The sequence below is a fragment of the Oculatella sp. LEGE 06141 genome, from assembly GCF_015207605.1.
Classification (GTDB): Bacteria; Cyanobacteriota; Cyanobacteriia; order Elainellales; family Elainellaceae; genus Oculatella.
The window spans coordinates 64,085-80,279 of sequence record NZ_JADEWO010000034.1 but is presented as its reverse complement, the minus strand read 5'-3'; the positions used below and the strand labels follow the sequence as shown (position 1 = coordinate 80,279).

Below are 16,195 nucleotides of genomic sequence, written 5' to 3'. Positions count from 1 at the left end.
CCATTCCCCCCTGCCTCAGTAAAATCGGGAGATGACAAATTTACATCCATTTCCTCAAATTCCTCAAATTCCTGATTGTGCCTGGACGCGTCCTTTGGGTTTAGGGTGGGAGCATCCCTACACCGTTCGCTACGCCAGTAACCTGGACGATGGCCCCTGGCACGGTATGCCGCTGGGTGGGTTTGGTGCAGGCTGCATTGGCCGATCGCCACGAGGTGACTTTAACCTCTGGCACATAGATGGAGGTGAACATCTATTTCAGACTATGCCAGCCTGTCAGTTTAGCGTGTTCGAGCAGGTGGGCGATCGCACCCAGTCCTACGCCCTCAGCACAGCAGCCCCAACCGACGGCACATTAAGTGCATGGAACTGGTATCCATCTAGCCAATCCGCAGAACACCCGTCGGGACAGTATGCCGCCCTGTATCCCCGCAGTTGGTTTACCTACGAATCTGTTTTTCAGGCTGCGTTGACCTGCGAACAGTTTTCACCCATATGGGCAGAGAACTACCAGGAAACGAGCTATCCGGTGGCCATGTTTGTGTGGACGGCGCACAACCCCACCGATCGCCCCATAACGCTCAGTATTCTGCTCACCTGGCACAACATGGTGGGCTGGTTTACCAATGCGCTCAAGTCGCCCGATGTGCAAATGCGGGATGATGGCAGCCCCGTGTACGACTATCAGCCCAAGCTGGGGCAAAGCCACGGCAACCTGAATCGGTGGATGGCAGACGAAGGTGCTGTGGGTTGTCTGCTCGACCGGATGAATCAACCAGACTCGCCCCAGGAAGGGGATGGACAGTGGGCGATCGCCACCCTGCCCTCTGCTGAACCGATGGAGGTGTTTTATCACACGCGCTGGAACCCGGCTGGAGATGGGGCTGATCTGTGGCATTCCTTTGCGGCTAATGGCTCTCTGCCTAACTGTGCCGATGACACCGCAGGTGAAACCGAGCAGATTGGCGCAGCGATCGCTGTACGTCTAACGCTGGCACCGGGCGAAACGCGGCAGATTCCCTTTGTGGTGGCGTGGGATTTGCCCGTTACCGAGTTTGCAGCGGGAATTGAGTACTATCGCCGCTATACCGACTTTTTTGGGCGCAACGGGCGCAATGCCTGGACGATCGCGCAAACGGCTCTGGCAGCTTACCCCCAGTGGCAGCAGGAAATCGATCGCTGGCAGCAGCCCATCTTGCAGCGAGATGATTTGCCCGACTGGTTCAAAATGGCGCTATTCAATGAACTGTATGACCTCACCGATGGCGGCACGCTGTGGACGGCGGCAAGCGATCGCGATCCGGTGGGTCAGTTTGCCGTGCTGGAGTGCATCGATTATCGCTGGTATGAAAGCCTGGATGTGCGGCTCTATGGGGCGTTTGCCCTGTTGATGCTGTGGCCGGAACTGGAAAAAGCGGTGATGCGTGCCTTTGCCAGAGCGATTCCGGCCTCGGACGATCGCACCCGCGTGATTGGCTACTACTACACGATCGGAGCCGATAGCCCTCAGGCATTGCGAAAGGCGGCAGACGCGACCCCGCACGATTTGGGTGCCCCTAACGAGCATCCCTGGGAGAAAACCAACTACACCAGCTATCAAGACTGCAATTTGTGGAAAGACTTAGCCAGCGATTTTGTGCTGCAAGTCTATCGTGACTTTTGGCTCACGGGTGCTACGGACGTGTTGTTTCTGCAAGACTGTTGGGCTTCGGTGGTCAGGGCGTTGCACTATCTCAAAACGTTTGATCTAAACCAGGACGGCCTGCCAGAGAATTCGGGCGCTCCCGATCAAACCTTTGATGATTGGCGTTTGCGTGGCATCAGTGCTTATTGCGGTGGCCTATGGTTAGCCGCACTGGAAGCCGCGATCGCCATTGGAAACACCTTACTTCAGCACGGGTTGGAGGATGAGTCAGAGCCAATTCAGCACACCATTCACACGTTCCAGCAGTGGCTCGACCAGGCTCGTCCGGTGTATCACAACACGCTCTGGAACGGTCAATACTATCGGCTCGATAGTGACAGCGGGTCGGATGTGGTCATGGCCGATCAGCTTTGCGGTCAATTCTATGCGCGGTTGCTGGGGTTGCCAGATATTGTTCCGGAAGACTGTGCCCGTTCAGCCTTGAAGACAGTCTATGAGGCGTGTTTTCTCAAGTTTCATAATGCTCAAATTGGTGCAGCAAACGGCTTGCGGCCAGATGGCTCTCCGGCTAATCCTAAAGATACGCATCCTTTAGAAGTTTGGACAGGCATTAATTTTGGGTTAGCCGCCTTTCTGGTGCAAATGGGATATCAAGACGAGGCCTTACGGTTAACCGAAGCGGTCGTTCACCAGGTTTATGAGAACGGATTGCAGTTTCGCACCCCGGAAGCAATCACTGCGGTTGGCACATTTCGGGCAAGTCATTATCTACGGGCAATGGCAATTTGGGCCGTTTACAGAGAAATGACGGTGGAGTCGTGAGGCCGGGATCACCTGTGCCTGACCCCAGGTTCAAAGCGAAAGAAACAAAACACCCTGATGGCACGGTAAAGACGGTAGAACCGATCAGAACCGATCGCCAGCTAACTGGTTAGACATTGCTGTCTACGCTGTTGTCTACAGCATTATTACGAACCTGCCACGCTAGCTCAAGCAAGTTCACCCAGCGACGATGCACCTGTTTTGGCGTACAGCCAATTACTCTGGCAATTTCGCGATCGCCCTCTTGTCTGCCTTTTAGCTCTAACAGTTTGCGCTGTTCGGGCGAGATTTGTTGCAGAAACGCCTCCCACTGCTGCTGTGGCATCCCGAGGTTTTGATCCAGGTCGGCTCCTAACCACTGATGCACTAACTGCCAGCGGTGAGAGCGGGCAAACTTCTCGACGTGGTACTTAAACCGCTGTTGCAGGTAATCTCGCTGACGGGCAGACAGGCCAAGAACATCATCAATTTCTGGCGCAGAGAGATCCTGCAACTTCAGCGTCAAATAATCTACACAGTCGGACTGCCCCTGATCGTTGAGATAATCGACCAGTTCGCTAACCACGCGATCGCGCAGCACCGAATCCGCCGGATCGATCGCTTCAGACACCATCTGCTCTCGCACTTGCTGCATCAGGGGCGATCGGCTGTGGGCTTCGGCCTCTTCACTGCGGGCGGCTTCGGTTGCCAACTCAACATCCAGCGCCGTTTCGGGCGGTTGGCGGTGGGCAAAGCCCTGGGCGCGCAGCACAACCAATTGCTGGTTGCGCCGACCGGGAAGGCCAATTCGCCGCTTGGCATAATGCTCGGTAAACGCCATGTATTCTGCCAGTTCTAACCGGGTTTTGGGCGTGTAGTCTGCCTCCATCTGGTTTTCTCGCCGAAAGGCATTCATCGACTCAATGTAGAAGCCCTGCAAGAAATCTTCAATCAAGGTATACCGGGCTTGAAAACCCAGGTTGGCACGGGCAGGAGCAATTTGGCGATACACCATCGCACTCAGGCGGGTATGGAGTTCTACCCGACCGCGACGCGAACCCAGACGATAGTAGGTTAAGCACTTTTGCAGCCGATGCCGCGCCAGCGTAATCTGCCAATCCTGGATTTGTCCAGAGGTTTGAATGCGATCGCTTTTCGTACAGATACGGTCAACTTCGGTAGCGATGCGGAGCGCAACGGTACCAGCACTCGCTGGCGAAATGGGCAATGCAGACTGAAGTTCGGCTAATAAGAATTGTAGAAGTTCTGAATTTTGACCTTCAATCGACTCTGAAGAATTTGGGGGACTGCCATTCATAGTTTTTTGCCCTTTGGGATGCACTTTATACTCAGGGGGATGAGCGTCAAGGCATGAGGTGAAACACTAGGGTGTGTGACTCAAAACTCATGACTTAAGATTCATCGTTGTCATAACTGGCTACATCTCTATGATTGGGCACTACGGGTAATCCCGGTTAAGCGTATGTCACTTTCTTCAACTGGTTTCCTGATCCCAGAACGCCAGGTTGAATAAGGGGCGAGATCAACTGTCACGTGGGAGCGGTGTGCCAGTTGGCATCAGGCTTGCAGCACGAATAGTACAGGGAGATACAAAATCAGGTTGAATTGGGCATTTAGTGGACAATCTACAATCTGGTGCAGGGGAGCGATCGCAATCGGACAGACGATCGCTCCCCTGTACCCTATGCCACTTCCGCTGTGGTAGCCAAATCGGCCACTGCTTCCCAACCCAGTCCCTTGCGCGCCAAAAGCGGCTCATCTCCTGTTAAATCCAGCATGGTCGATACGTGATACCCCACGGGCGACTGATCGTCGATCATCAGATCCACCAGCCCATCAAACTGGTCGAACAGCTCGGCCTGCGATACGCGCGTGTCGGCGGGAGTAAACGCCGTCGGAGCCGAGGTTGAGATAATGGGGCTACCCAGCGCTTGCAGCAGGGCTTGGCAAACCGTCTGGTCAGGAACCCGAATGCCAGTCGTTTTACGTTTGGGGTCCATGACCAACCGGGGCACTAACTTCGTAGAAGGCAATAAAAAGGTATAGGGGCCTGGAATCAACCGTTTAATCAACCGATAGGCCGAATCGCTAACGTGAGCATATTGAGCCACGTTCGACAGAGACGAACAGAGGAAGGTTAATGGCTTATCGCTAGAAAGTTGCTTAATTTGCCTGACCCGCTCAACCGCCGATTTAACATTGAGATCGCAGCCGATCGCGTAAACCGTATCGGTTGGATACAGCATTACAGCCCCTCTCTGCAATGCATCGCGAATTTGCTCAACGCTGCGAACCTGAGGATTATCGGGGTGAAGGGTGTAAACCGTTGCCATATCGTTTATCTGTTAAGTGAGCTTGGTAAACCGTTCTTGAGAGCCTGAGGCTTATGACAAAAGTAGCGTATCTGGAATGTCCAACTGGTCTGGCGGGAGATATGTGTTTGGGAGCTTTAGTCCATGCGGGAGTGCCGCTCGACTATTTGACCGAACAACTTGCCCGTTTGGGCATCGCAAGTGACTATCAATTGCGTTCAGAGTTGGTTCACCGTAACGGCCAGCAAGCGACCAAGGTGCATGTTGATTTGATCTCCACCACCGCCCCGGTTCCTGAGGCAGAAGAGTCGGGGGTTGATCCCTATCCCACCTTTGGTGGTCATTCCGATCCTACCAGCCCGACCGCCGGGCACCCGGGGCATTCAGGCCACGAGCATCCGGCTCACCAGCACACGCGCCACCTGCCGGAAATTGAGCAACTCATCCATGCTGCCAACCTGCCACCACGGGCTGCGGCCTGGAGTTTAGCTATTTTTCGGCGGCTGGCTGAAGCCGAAGGAGCCGTACACGGCATTGCGCCAGACCAGGTTCATTTTCATGAAGTGGGCGCAACCGATGCGATCGTGGATATTGTGGGTACCTGTCTGGGGCTAGACTGGCTCGGCATTGAGCAGCTTCACTGTTCTGCCTTACCCACGGGCGGCGGCACAGTGCGAGCGGCTCATGGTCGGTTACCTGTGCCCACACCTGCCGTGCTAAAGCTGTGGGAACTGCGTCAGGTTCCGGTATACAGCAACGGCATTGAGCGAGAACTGGTCACCCCAACCGGAGCGGCGATCGCCACCACACTAGCCACCCGGTTTGGCGCACCTCCTCCGATGGTGATCCAAACGGTAGGGCTGGGAGCTGGCTCCCGAAACCTACCGATTCCCAACATTCTGCGGTTATGGCTGGGAGAAACAGCGTCCGACAGTCAACCGTTTCAGGCCGCACACCATCCGCCGATCGCTGAACCTGTGCCGTCTGTGAGTCATCCCCCCAATCACACCCACTCCCCGGTAGACCATTCTCCTCAGGCGGCGGCCACAACCCTGCCCCCCGAAGCGTTGTCTCGGCCACCCCAGGAAACCATTACGGTACTGGAAACGCAAATCGATGACCTGAACCCTCAGGCGATCGGCTATTTGTTTGAGGTGCTGTTTGCCGCAGGTGCCGTGGACGTGTTCACACAGGCGATCGGCATGAAGAAATCGCGTCCGGGAATGTTGGTGACGGTGATCTGCCATCCTGAGCAGGCGATCGCCTGTGAAACGGTTCTCTTTCGCGAAACTACCACATTAGGCATCCGGCACACCGTCCAGCGCCGCACCGCTTTGCACCGCGAAATTCAGACCGTGCAAACCCAACACGGCAGTGTGCGAATTAAAATTGCGCGACCTGCCGAAACGGCTGCCGTGGTCAACGTGCAGCCAGAGTATGAAGACTGTGCTAACCTGGCGCAACAGCACCACCTACCCTGGCGAGAGGTGCATCAAGCCGCGCTGTGTGCCTGGTATGATGGATGCCTGGTATCAGCAGAACCCTAACGGACGATTGGCTTGAAGCGGTTTTTAACCTGCTTGCAGAGCCTTAGCTCGGTGCCACATTTACTCCAGTGGACTTGATCAAACACTTGGTGTAAAATGTAAAGCCCTCGCCCACATTCGTCTACCTCATGGATCTGAGTCTGGGTGCAATCGAGGTCACACGCATCAGATGGAGCCACAAATCCCGCTCCTTCGTCTGAAATGACCCACCAGTACTGGTTGTCAATGATAAAAAACTCAACGATGACCGTTTTATTGGGGTCAAGGTTATTGCCATGTTTGGCGGCGTTCACCAATGCTTCCTGTAGCCCAAGCCGAACCTCCGACTGCCACTGCGGGGGAACGTCTGCCAGCAGCAGATCCAAAACAGGGCAAAGATGGAGGGTAGAGGCGAAGCTAACAGTGCCGTATCTACGCCCAGTGGGACGCAGCGAGATCGCAATCACTCAAAAAACCTCAAAGCTTTCAAGTGGATAGACGGCGTTCTCGACCTTCGGCGCGATCGCCAAGGAGAGACATTCGAACAGTGCTGCAATCTAAGCAAAATTACAGATGCGAATTGCTTCGCTCTGTTCGGTATTGCACCTGATGGCAATGATCAGGATATTCCTATGGTAACACAGCCGCTGGAGGTGCCTGTACTTTAGAGGTATATCCATTGGTGGCTAAGGCTTTCAGTGCGATCGCTGCGTTTAGCCTCAGGGGCGATCTTGTGTCCCTCCCGGTACCTGCCGGGAGGGATACGCTTACGATGCGGTTTGCTGAGGCGCACGTTGCAGCAGTCGGTTGATCTTGGTAACCAGTTTTGGTTTTGCGGTCACTCCCACCGCCTGATCGACCAGATGACCATCCTGGAAAAAGAGCAGCGTCGGTATCGCCTGAATGCTGTACCGCGTTGCAATTTGGGCATGGTCGTCGATGTTGAGCTTGGCAACTTTGACTCGTCCAGCAAACTCCTCTGCGATCGCCTCGACAATGGGGCTGACCATTCGGCAAGGGCCACACCACGCCGCCCAAAAATCAACCAAAACGGGTAAATCACTCTCAAGCACTTCTTGCTGAAAGGTGGCAGCCGTTAACGTAAGCACATCAGCGTGATTAGACATTGGATATATCTCCTTGAATTGGAACCGACAGTAAACCTCAGGAACGGTGCCATTGAGATGAGATAGGCACAGGTTCCCTGAATCGTTACCCCGATTTCTATAAAGACGAACCTGGACAAATCCAGGACAAACCGGAGGTTAACGGTGCAAAACCGAAAGGGTAATGTCAACCATGTCTTGTAGAGCCTGACGGTCTGAGTTGACGTTGGACATTACTCGGATGCCTTGCAGGTTCGCCGTAAGAAACCGGGCTAAGGCGTTCACATCCTGATGGGGCGAGAGGTCACCATTCGCTTGAGCCGTGGTGAGGGCTGTTCGAAATGCGGTTTCAGTTCGCTTCAGGTTGGCAGTAACGCGATGAACCGCCTCTGAATCGTGGGGGCAACATTCAACCGCAACATTGGTCAGCAGGCAACCGCGCCGTTGCCCATCGGCAGCACAGGCAATCAGGTTTTGAAAGTAGTCAACGATCGCCTGCTTTCCGGCGTGGGGGGCTTCTAATTGAGCGATCGCATGGGACACAACCGTGTGGTCATAATGAGCGATCGCATCTAAAAACAGGCGATGCTTGTCGCCGAAGGTGTCGTAGAGGCTGCCCCGGTTAATGCCCATCCCTTGCACTAAATCCTCGATTGACGTGGCTTCATATCCCTTTTGCCAGAACAGATGCATCGCTTTTTCGAGGACTGTGTCGCGGTCAAAGGCTTTCTTTCTGGACATGCTGCATTCAACATCTCTACTGTCCATTATAGTGATTTATCGTGATTTTGGAACGATCGGTCAAAAATGAGTTTATGGGGACGATTTGAAGAGGAGGCTTAGTTTTTTGTCAAAACCTTCTACGCTAGAGGAGTTGAAACTGATGCTAGAAAGAGTGAATCGTGGAACCTATCCTGGAACGAGCCGGTGAATTGAAGCAAGAGTTGGTCGATTTTGTTTATGACGCTGAAGGAGAGCTGGCAGAGGCGTTAGAAGCATACGCCGCCAGCCAATTGCGTCAACGCAAAGTGGCTCAAGACATGATTGTGGACGAGTTCCTCTCGGTAGGAAAAGTAGGCACGAACACTCCGCTGGAGCTATTTCTGGAGAATGGTTCGACATTATCGAAAACCGATCGCGCCCTGGTGAGCCAGTGGCAGCGCAGCTTTGCCGGACTGTTTGCCGTCGAAGCGGTATTGCCCGATGGCTTTGAGCTGAGAAATTGGCTCACGGCTAAGCCGTACACGGTGAAACCAGCAACGGCAAAGGTGGCGGCTGATTTAGCCAGACTTCAGGTAGGCGACATTCTGCTGACTCGAATTGCGCCAGTGGATGAGACGGTGTGGATGGTATCTGGCCCCTATACTCAAATGGGCAAGCTGGGAAAGCCAAAATTGGCGGTGGCGATCGGCAATTTCAAAGACAACTACAAGTCCTGGCTCTACAGCGATGCCCCAGATTTGCTTGAAGAAGCGTGGCGATCGGTGGAACACTACCACGAAATCTTCCTGGAGTTCTTTGGCAGTGATGAAGTGACAATGCCGGGATACCAGTTCAATAAGCAGATTGGAGCCTTTCAGGAACAGTTGACCCAACGCTATTTGGCGGCGGCGGGCGTTGACGGGTCGAAATCGCTAGATGAGCTGGCGGCAGAATCCGGGATGACAGAAGAAGAACTGGCGGCTGCCGCCGAAGAAGCGGGAGTTGACCCGGCAGAGGTTAGCCAACTGTTCAATCCGGGGGCTGATGGCCAGAAACCCAAGATGATGGCACCCGCCGTGCAGTTGCCGGATGACCTGAAGAAGGCAGAACAGTTGACGGTGTTGGCGCATCCTCGCTGGGGACAGATGTATTTGCCGACCTACACCAGGGTCAAAACTATTCTGGAGGCGGAGGATTGGCAGAGCGTGGATGGCAGCAGCAAGCTGATTCGCCATTATCTAGACGCGCCAGATGTGACACCGTTTGTGTGGCATCGGCTGGCGGAACAGTACCCCAAGCCACTGGAGACCATTTTGCAAACGCTGCTCGATCGCCCCTCCTTTCAACTCGATCGCGATCTGGATGCGCTGCTAGAGGAACACGGCAAACCGTTGCAGCCAGAACTGCCGGAGATTGCCAGTGTGCCGATTCATTTGCACAATCTGTTTGATGAAGCAGTACGAGAGGTGCAGAAATCGAAGTCGAAGGATAAGAAGAAGGCGAAGAAGAGTGGGTTTGGCGCTTAGCCGTTCCACTCTTGCAGGGCGATCGCTACTCCTTGATGCATCTCTGCGGTCAGGTTTTGTTGAGCCAGAGCCGTAAGCTGCTGATATGCCCGTTGTGGGTCAAGCTGTTTAAGGGCAGCGATCGCGTGTAGCCGCACGCCCATGTTGGCATCGGCCAACAGTTGAATCAGAGGATCGATGGCTTGCGGTTGCCCCAGTTGTCCCAGGCTGAGGGCGATCGCCTGCTTGACGTTGGGAGATTGCACAGAATGCGTGTGCAGGATGTTGAACAGGATTTCAGCCGCCTGTGGTTGAGCCTGGGGCTGTTCCACTCGCCCCAATACGGTAATGGCTTCGTGCAAACTTTGGGGGGGTGGATCGGATGCCGATTCTAAGTACTGCTGGAGATAGGTCAATGCTGTGACGCTGGCAATCCACCCTAGCGCCCGAATCGCCTCAAGCTGAAGCGGTAGCGGGGTGGCTGGCGATCGCAGCACTTCAAACAAGGCGGTTGCCGCCGCATCACTCCCAAGGCGACCCAGAGCTAACGCGGCTTGGCGGCAAACCTCCAGATTAAAATCCCAGAGCATCGGCTTGAGATGAGCTACCCGATCAATGGGGGAGGGCGACGGAGCCTGGAAGCCCAGGCTAACAACAGCGGCTCGCCGTACCTCGGCAGCGTGATCGTGCAATGCCTCAACCAGGGCAGGAGCGGCTTGGGGAATAGCAAGGTGGCTGAGTGCCTCGATCGCGGCTGCCCGTACAGCAGGAGACGAATCGTTGAGGACGCTCAGCAACGGTTGGGCACTATCGGGATGTCGGGTTTGGGCTAACGCCTGTACTGCGATCGAGCGGGTGGTTTCTGTGTGCAGGAGTTGGGTGAGCGGCGCGATCGCGACGGCTCCCATGCTGGCTAAGGTGGTTGCCGCCATGCCCACTACGTCTGTACTTTCGGCGGTGAGCAGCAGTTGAGTTAAAGCCGTAACGACGGTGGGATGATTAAACTGCCCCAGCAGACGGGCAACAAACCAGAGTATGTCATCATCGGTTTCGTCATCGTCCAGGATGGCAATTAGGGGTGCGATCGCCGCTTCACCAAATTTGGGGATGAGCTTGGCGCTATCCCACTGCGCCTGGAAGTCACCCGCTTTGAGCAGGGCGATCGACTGATCAAGCGTTAGTTGCGGGTCAGGATGATGCGGTGTCTCTTGGCTCACATTCGCTGTCAGCCAGGACGATACAGAGGCGTGTGAATTCATGAGTGGTAACTATTAAATGGCAGCTCTCGTTCAAGACATCACCGAGAGAGGCAAGATTGGAACCTTGGAGGATTTTTAAATTTATTAAATTCAATAGTCTACATTTGTCCCCAAATCCTTCAACCTTGGGAACTTCCGAGCCGAGCCTTGTTGCAAAGTCCCCCAGGTTGGGGCTGCGGCAAGCCAGAAAAGGGGGCAGTTCGAGTGACCATCAGCACTTTATAAATATCCTCTAAGCCGAGTCTACTTCGATTCCAACCGGACGGGGCTGCGATCGGGCGATTTTTAATACCAAATTCTGGCATTTATGCAAAAGCTGCATCATCAACATGCAACCACTTCATAGTTTCATAAGTTTTGTATCACCTTATACGGGTTTGTCGCTTCATCTTAAATACCGTAGTGGGTAACTTACTGCAAGTTGAAGAGTAAGATGCTGACCTGGGTTAGCAATGCTGATATTAAAGGGGTTGCAATTGCATTAGCTTGGTTTAGAACAGATGCAGAAATTTCTGAATATAACGCTCCGGTTTCAATGAGACTAATGAATTTGAAATTTGGGCGTTCAGCTAACTTGCTCTTGCTAAAAAAGTAGGGTGGAATTCCCGTTCGCCTGAATCTGTTAATTCTTTCGCTGTAAGGTTTTCATCTATTCCAATAGGCTGGTTTTCAAGTTTTTGTACAGATTACTACAGCTATTTACCTTCGATTGTTCTCCAATATTTTTTGAGATGAATGGAGAGATTAAGGTGGATTTGCTGCACCTAACTATCTGATGAACTCAATCATGGCTTTACGCTTTTGTTGGTCGAATATTTCATTTAAAGAACACAAGCCGCCGGTTGCTGTGGCAGTATTCAGCCCAAAATGGACGCTGCTTTGACTGCAAACTCCAAAAGACAAGCCGCATCTTTAGATGGAATGAGTGCCAAAAAAGTCAAATTCAATACAGTTTTTTGTTGTGAATTAGACTGATGAGCTGCTAATTAAACGATTCAAGTGCGATCGCTTTCTCCTGCAATTTTTTATGCCGTTTATGTGATGCAACTTTCGCATTGATGCTGTGCAAAAGCTTCATGATTCTCAAGATTTTGTAATCAAAGTTACTAAAGCTGCCGTTCAATCTCTCTAACCTACACAGACATCAGCTCTAACCCATCAGCTTTAACCCATCAGCTCTAACCCATCAGTCCCAATGCTGACCAAATGCCGACTAAGAAGAGGATTAAGCCGTGACTAGCGTTGTTAATACTTCGACCAGTCTGAACAAGTTTGAAAAGTTCAAAGCAGAAAAAGACGGTTTGGCTGTTAAGCCAGAACTCGATCATTTTGCTCAAATTGGTTGGGAAGCGATGGATCAGACCGATCGCGAGCATCGGCTCAAGTGGTTAGGTGTTTTCTTCCGCCCCGTCACTCCCGGCAAGTTTATGCTGCGGATGCGGACTCCCAGCGGTGAAATGACCAGCCACAAAATGCGCGTGCTGGCAGAAATTGTGCAGCGCTACGGTGAAGACGGCAATGCCGACATCACAACCCGGCAAAATTTGCAGCTTCGCGGCATTCGGATTGAAGATATTCCCGATATTTTTAACCGTCTGCAAGCGGCAGAAATGACCAGCGTGCAGTCTGGCATGGATAATGTCCGCAACATCACGGCCTCTCCGGTGGCTGGAATTGATGCCGATGAGCTGATTGATACCCGCTACCTGGTGCAACAGGTGCAGGATATGATCACCAACCACGGCGAGGGCAATCCAGAGTTCACCAATCTACCGCGTAAATTCAATATTGCGATCGAAGGTGGACGCGATAACTCGGTTCACGCTGAAATCAACGACATTGCGTTTGTCCCGGCTCTGCGGGCGGTTGAGCCAGTGCTGGTTGTAGACGATGAAGCCAAGTCTGCTGAATCTGTTGAATCTGTTCCCTCGTTGCAATTGGGCTTCAACGTGCTGGTGGGTGGCTTCTTTTCGGGCAAGCGTTGCGAGTCGGCTATTCCCCTGGATGCGTGGGTGGCTCCGGATGATGTGGTGGATTTGTGCCGCGCCATTCTGGAGGTTTACCGCGATCATGGGCTAAGAGCCAATCGGCAAAAGTCTCGGTTGATGTGGCTAATTGATGACTGGGGACTCGATCGCTTCCGTGAAGTGGTAGAAAAGCGGTTTGGACGAGAGCTGCTAACGGCGGCTCCCGAGGATGAGATGGCCTGGGACAAGCGCGACCACATTGGCGTGTTTGCTCAAAAGCAGCCCGGTTTGAATTATGTGGGTCTCCATATTCCCATTGGTCGCCTGTTTGCCCCGGATATGTTTGAGGTGGCACGGCTGGCAGAGGTTTATGGCAATGGTGAAATTCGGCTAACGGTTGAACAAAACCTGATCATTCCCAACATTCCCAATTCGCGGTTAGAGGCGTTTTTGCAGGAGTCGCTGCTGGAGAAGTTTTCTATCCATCCAGACTCATTGGTGCGATCGCTGGTTTCCTGTACCGGCTCACAGTTCTGCAACTTTGCCTTAATTGAAACTAAAAACCGTGCCCTGGCAATGGTGAAAGATCTGGAGACTGAACTCAACGTTCCTCACCCGGTTCGCATTCACTGGACGGGGTGCCCGAATTCTTGTGGTCAGCCGCAGGTGGCCGATATCGGGTTCATTGGCACCAAGGTTCGCAAAGACGGCAAAACCGTTGAAGGGGTGGATCTTTACATGGGTGGCAAGGTGGGCAAAGAGGCTCAGCTTGGTACCTGTGTTCAAAAGGGGATTGCCTGTGACGATCTCAAGCCTGTGTTGCGATCGCTGCTCATTGAACACTTTGGTGCCCACCCTAAGGAGGAAGCTGTGACGTAACGTTCGCTATCTCTCCTTATCGCTGCATTGGTCACTTACAGCAATCATGCTGACGATTCATTCTTAATCCCCCCTATTTAGATCTGGAAGACACGAATGGCAAGTTTCTCACGACGCAAGTTTTTGTTTACCGCAGGCGCAACTGCCGCCGGTACGTTCCTTGTACATGGTTGTAGTGGCAACAATACCACCAGTTCCGAGCCGGTTCCTGCTGCCAGTATTGATCCAGCAGATGCGCCCGAAGTCACCGGAGCTAGATTAGGATTCATTGCCCTCACCGACTCTGCCCCCCTGATTGTGGCTAAGGAGAAGGGTATCTTTGCCAAATACGGCATGCCGGATGTGGAAGTAACCAAACAGGCTTCCTGGGGAACCACCCGTGACAACCTGGTATTGGGATCAGGCGGCGGTGGTATTGATGGGGCGCATATCCTAACCCCAATGCCTTACCTGATTAGCCAGGGTGCTGTTACCGATGGCAACAAAGTGCCCATGTATATCCTGGCTCGCCTCAATGTCGATGGTCAGGCTATCTCGGTGGCGAACACATACAAAGATCTGGATGTTCAGCTAGATAGTTCGTTGCTAAGAGCCAAAATTGACGAAGCGAAGGCCGCTGGCAATCAGCTCAAGTTTGCCGTGACGTTTCCCGGTGGAACCCATGACCTGTGGATGCGCTACTGGTTAGCCGCAGGCGGTATCAACCCGGATACTGATGTATCTACCCTGGTGGTTCCGCCGCCTCAAATGGTTGCCAACATGAAAACGGGCACAATGGATGCTTTCTGCGTGGGCGAGCCGTGGAACGCACAGTTGATTAACCAGGATGTTGGTTACTCGGCATTGACCACCGGGCAACTGTGGAACAACCATCCCGAAAAAGCCTTTTCGATGCGAGCCGATTGGGTGGATCAAAATCCCAAGGCGACGATGGCATTACTCAAGGCCGTATTAGAAGCGCAAATCTGGTGCGACCAGGCAGAAAACAAAGAAGAGATGGCTGATATTGTCTCGAAGCGGGCGTGGTTTAACGTTCCGGCTAAGGACATTGTGGAACGTTCCAAAGGTAACTTTGACTTTGGCGATGGCCGGGTCGAAGACAACAGCCAACACGTAATGAAGTTCTGGATGGATGATGCTTCGTATCCCTTCAAGAGTCACGATTTATGGTTCTTAACCGAAAACATCCGCTGGGGGTATTTACCCGCTGATACCGATACCAGAGCATTGGTGGATCAAGTTAACCGAGAAGACCTCTGGCAAGAAGCGGCGCGGGCGATCGGCCAGGAAGCAGCGATTCCAGCCAGCACCTCACGTGGGGTGGAAACCTTCTTTGATGGCATCACCTTTGACCCGGAAAATCCCCAGGCGTATCTCGACAGCCTTGCCATCAAAAAGATTTAGGAATCAGCAACGGGATACGGATAGGCAGGTTCAAATTGCCCTGCGGACTGAAGGGGTGTTTTCAAAGTCCAATTGATAGCCCTTACAGCAGACATTGAAGCCGTTTCAAACAGCCGCCTGGAGCGCCTGCCTACTCTCTATTTTTTCTAATTGAATTGGCATTGCCTGATCACTTATCACACCGTGACCGAGGAGACTGAACCGTGACTACACTGAACCCCAGATCGAGACGCACCCGTTCCAAATCGATTCCACCCGCCGTTGCCAAACAGATCCGAATCATTGCACCACCGCTGATTGCGATCGCCCTTTTTCTCATCATCTGGCAGGTTCTTACCTCAACTCCAGGAGCCAACCTACCCAGCCCAATTCAAACTGTACAAGATACCTGGGAACTCATTGTTGATCCCTTCTTTGACAATGGTGGAAATGATAAAGGGCTGTTTTGGCAGATCTTAACCAGCCTTCAGCGTGTAGCGTTGGGGTATTCATTAGCGGCAGTGATTGGAATCGGATTGGGAATTTTGACGGGTACCAGTCCCTTTATGTATCGAGCGTTAGATCCTCTGTTTCAGGTGTTGCGGACTGTACCGCCGCTGGCATGGTTGCCGATTTCGCTAGCGGCCTTTCAGCAAGCCAATCCCTCTGCTATCTTTGTCATCTTCATTACGGCGATTTGGCCAATTATCATCAACACGGCTGAAGGGGTCAGACAAATTCCGCAGGACTACAACAACGTCGCTAAAGTATTGCGGCTCTCGCGCAGCAAGTATTTCTTTAAGGTATTGTTTCCTGCCACGGTTCCTTATATCTTTGCCGGATTGCGGATTGGCATTGGTTTATCATGGCTGGCGATCGTGGCGGCTGAGATGTTGATTGGTGGTGTTGGCATTGGCTTCTTTATTTGGGATGCCTGGAATAGCTCCCGCATTAGCGACATCATTATTGCCATTGTTTATGTCGGCGTTGTGGGTTTGCTGTTAGATCGATTGGTTGCTTACATTGCCAGTCTGGTGGTCAAGGACGACCAGGGCGCTTAATTGCGAAGTATTGCCATCCACATCACTG

Annotated in this window: 13 protein-coding genes; 7 read left to right on the top strand and 6 right to left on the bottom strand. The window is 52.9% G+C overall.

Translation table 11 applies throughout. The features are described from left to right. Positions 1-31: 31 nt before the first annotated feature. Positions 32-2,467: a GH116 family glycosyl hydrolase gene (locus IQ268_RS20780; RefSeq protein ID WP_193883291.1), complete on the top strand. Its 2,436-nt coding sequence runs from the start codon at positions 32-34 to the stop codon at positions 2,465-2,467. Positions 2,468-2,576: 109 nt separating this feature from the next. Here IQ268_RS20780 and IQ268_RS20775 read toward each other — a convergent pair whose 3' ends face one another. Both IQ268_RS20775 and IQ268_RS20770 read right to left on the bottom strand, forming a co-directional pair. Continuing rightward, positions 2,577-3,764, bottom strand: coding sequence for a HetZ-related protein (locus IQ268_RS20775; RefSeq protein WP_193883290.1), 1,188 nt, complete (start codon positions 3,762-3,764; stop codon positions 2,577-2,579). Positions 3,765-4,149: 385 nt separating this feature from the next. Then, positions 4,150-4,800 carry an L-threonylcarbamoyladenylate synthase gene (locus IQ268_RS20770; protein ID WP_193883289.1) on the bottom strand — a complete coding sequence of 217 codons (651 nt, stop codon included), beginning with the start codon at positions 4,798-4,800 and terminating at the stop codon, positions 4,150-4,152. Positions 4,801-4,853: 53 nt separating this feature from the next. Here IQ268_RS20770 and larC point away from each other — a divergent pair, with 53 nt between their 5' ends. Next, positions 4,854-6,326 (top strand): nickel pincer cofactor biosynthesis protein LarC, encoded by a 1,473-nt coding sequence (larC, locus tag IQ268_RS20765; RefSeq protein ID WP_193883287.1) that lies wholly within the window; start codon positions 4,854-4,856, stop codon positions 6,324-6,326. On the opposite strand, the gene IQ268_RS20760 is transcribed toward larC, so the two are convergent. The 3 genes from IQ268_RS20760 to IQ268_RS20750 form a co-directional block, all read right to left on the bottom strand. Next, positions 6,323-6,772: an anti-sigma regulatory factor gene (locus IQ268_RS20760; RefSeq protein ID WP_193883285.1), complete on the bottom strand. Its 450-nt coding sequence runs from the start codon at positions 6,770-6,772 to the stop codon at positions 6,323-6,325. The two genes, larC and IQ268_RS20760, sit on opposite strands and share 4 nt — an antisense overlap. Before the next feature lie 300 nt (positions 6,773-7,072). Beyond that, positions 7,073-7,432 (bottom strand): thioredoxin, encoded by a 360-nt coding sequence (gene trxA, locus IQ268_RS20755; protein ID WP_193883283.1) that lies wholly within the window; start codon positions 7,430-7,432, stop codon positions 7,073-7,075. 138 nt (positions 7,433-7,570) lie between these two features. Beyond that, entirely contained in the window at positions 7,571-8,152 is a 582-nt protein-coding gene (locus IQ268_RS20750) for a TetR/AcrR family transcriptional regulator (RefSeq protein WP_193883281.1), read from the bottom strand. 161 nt (positions 8,153-8,313) lie between these two features. Between IQ268_RS20750 and IQ268_RS20745 the strand changes: the two genes are divergently transcribed. Next, entirely contained in the window at positions 8,314-9,639 is a 1,326-nt protein-coding gene (locus IQ268_RS20745) for a hypothetical protein (RefSeq protein WP_193883279.1), read from the top strand. On the opposite strand, the gene IQ268_RS20740 is transcribed toward IQ268_RS20745, so the two are convergent. Beyond that, on the bottom strand, positions 9,636-10,877 hold the full coding sequence (locus IQ268_RS20740) for a HEAT repeat domain-containing protein (RefSeq protein ID WP_193883277.1): 1,242 nt from the start codon (positions 10,875-10,877) through the stop codon (positions 9,636-9,638). The two genes, IQ268_RS20745 and IQ268_RS20740, sit on opposite strands and share 4 nt — an antisense overlap. Before the next feature lie 433 nt (positions 10,878-11,310). Here IQ268_RS20740 and IQ268_RS20735 point away from each other — a divergent pair, with 433 nt between their 5' ends. From IQ268_RS20735 to ntrB, 4 genes are all read left to right on the top strand, one after another. Then, positions 11,311-11,472: a hypothetical protein gene (locus IQ268_RS20735; RefSeq protein WP_193883275.1), complete on the top strand. Its 162-nt coding sequence runs from the start codon at positions 11,311-11,313 to the stop codon at positions 11,470-11,472. A gap of 637 nt (positions 11,473-12,109) precedes the next feature. Continuing rightward, complete coding sequence (locus tag IQ268_RS20730; protein ID WP_193883273.1) at positions 12,110-13,723, top strand: ferredoxin--nitrite reductase; 1,614 nt, start codon at positions 12,110-12,112, stop codon at positions 13,721-13,723. A gap of 96 nt (positions 13,724-13,819) precedes the next feature. Beyond that, complete coding sequence (locus tag IQ268_RS20725) at positions 13,820-15,127, top strand: CmpA/NrtA family ABC transporter substrate-binding protein (RefSeq protein ID WP_193883271.1); 1,308 nt, start codon at positions 13,820-13,822, stop codon at positions 15,125-15,127. 248 nt (positions 15,128-15,375) lie between these two features. Continuing rightward, positions 15,376-16,167: a nitrate ABC transporter permease gene (gene ntrB, locus IQ268_RS20720; protein WP_370584690.1), complete on the top strand. Its 792-nt coding sequence runs from the start codon at positions 15,376-15,378 to the stop codon at positions 16,165-16,167. Positions 16,168-16,195: the final 28 nt, after the last annotated feature.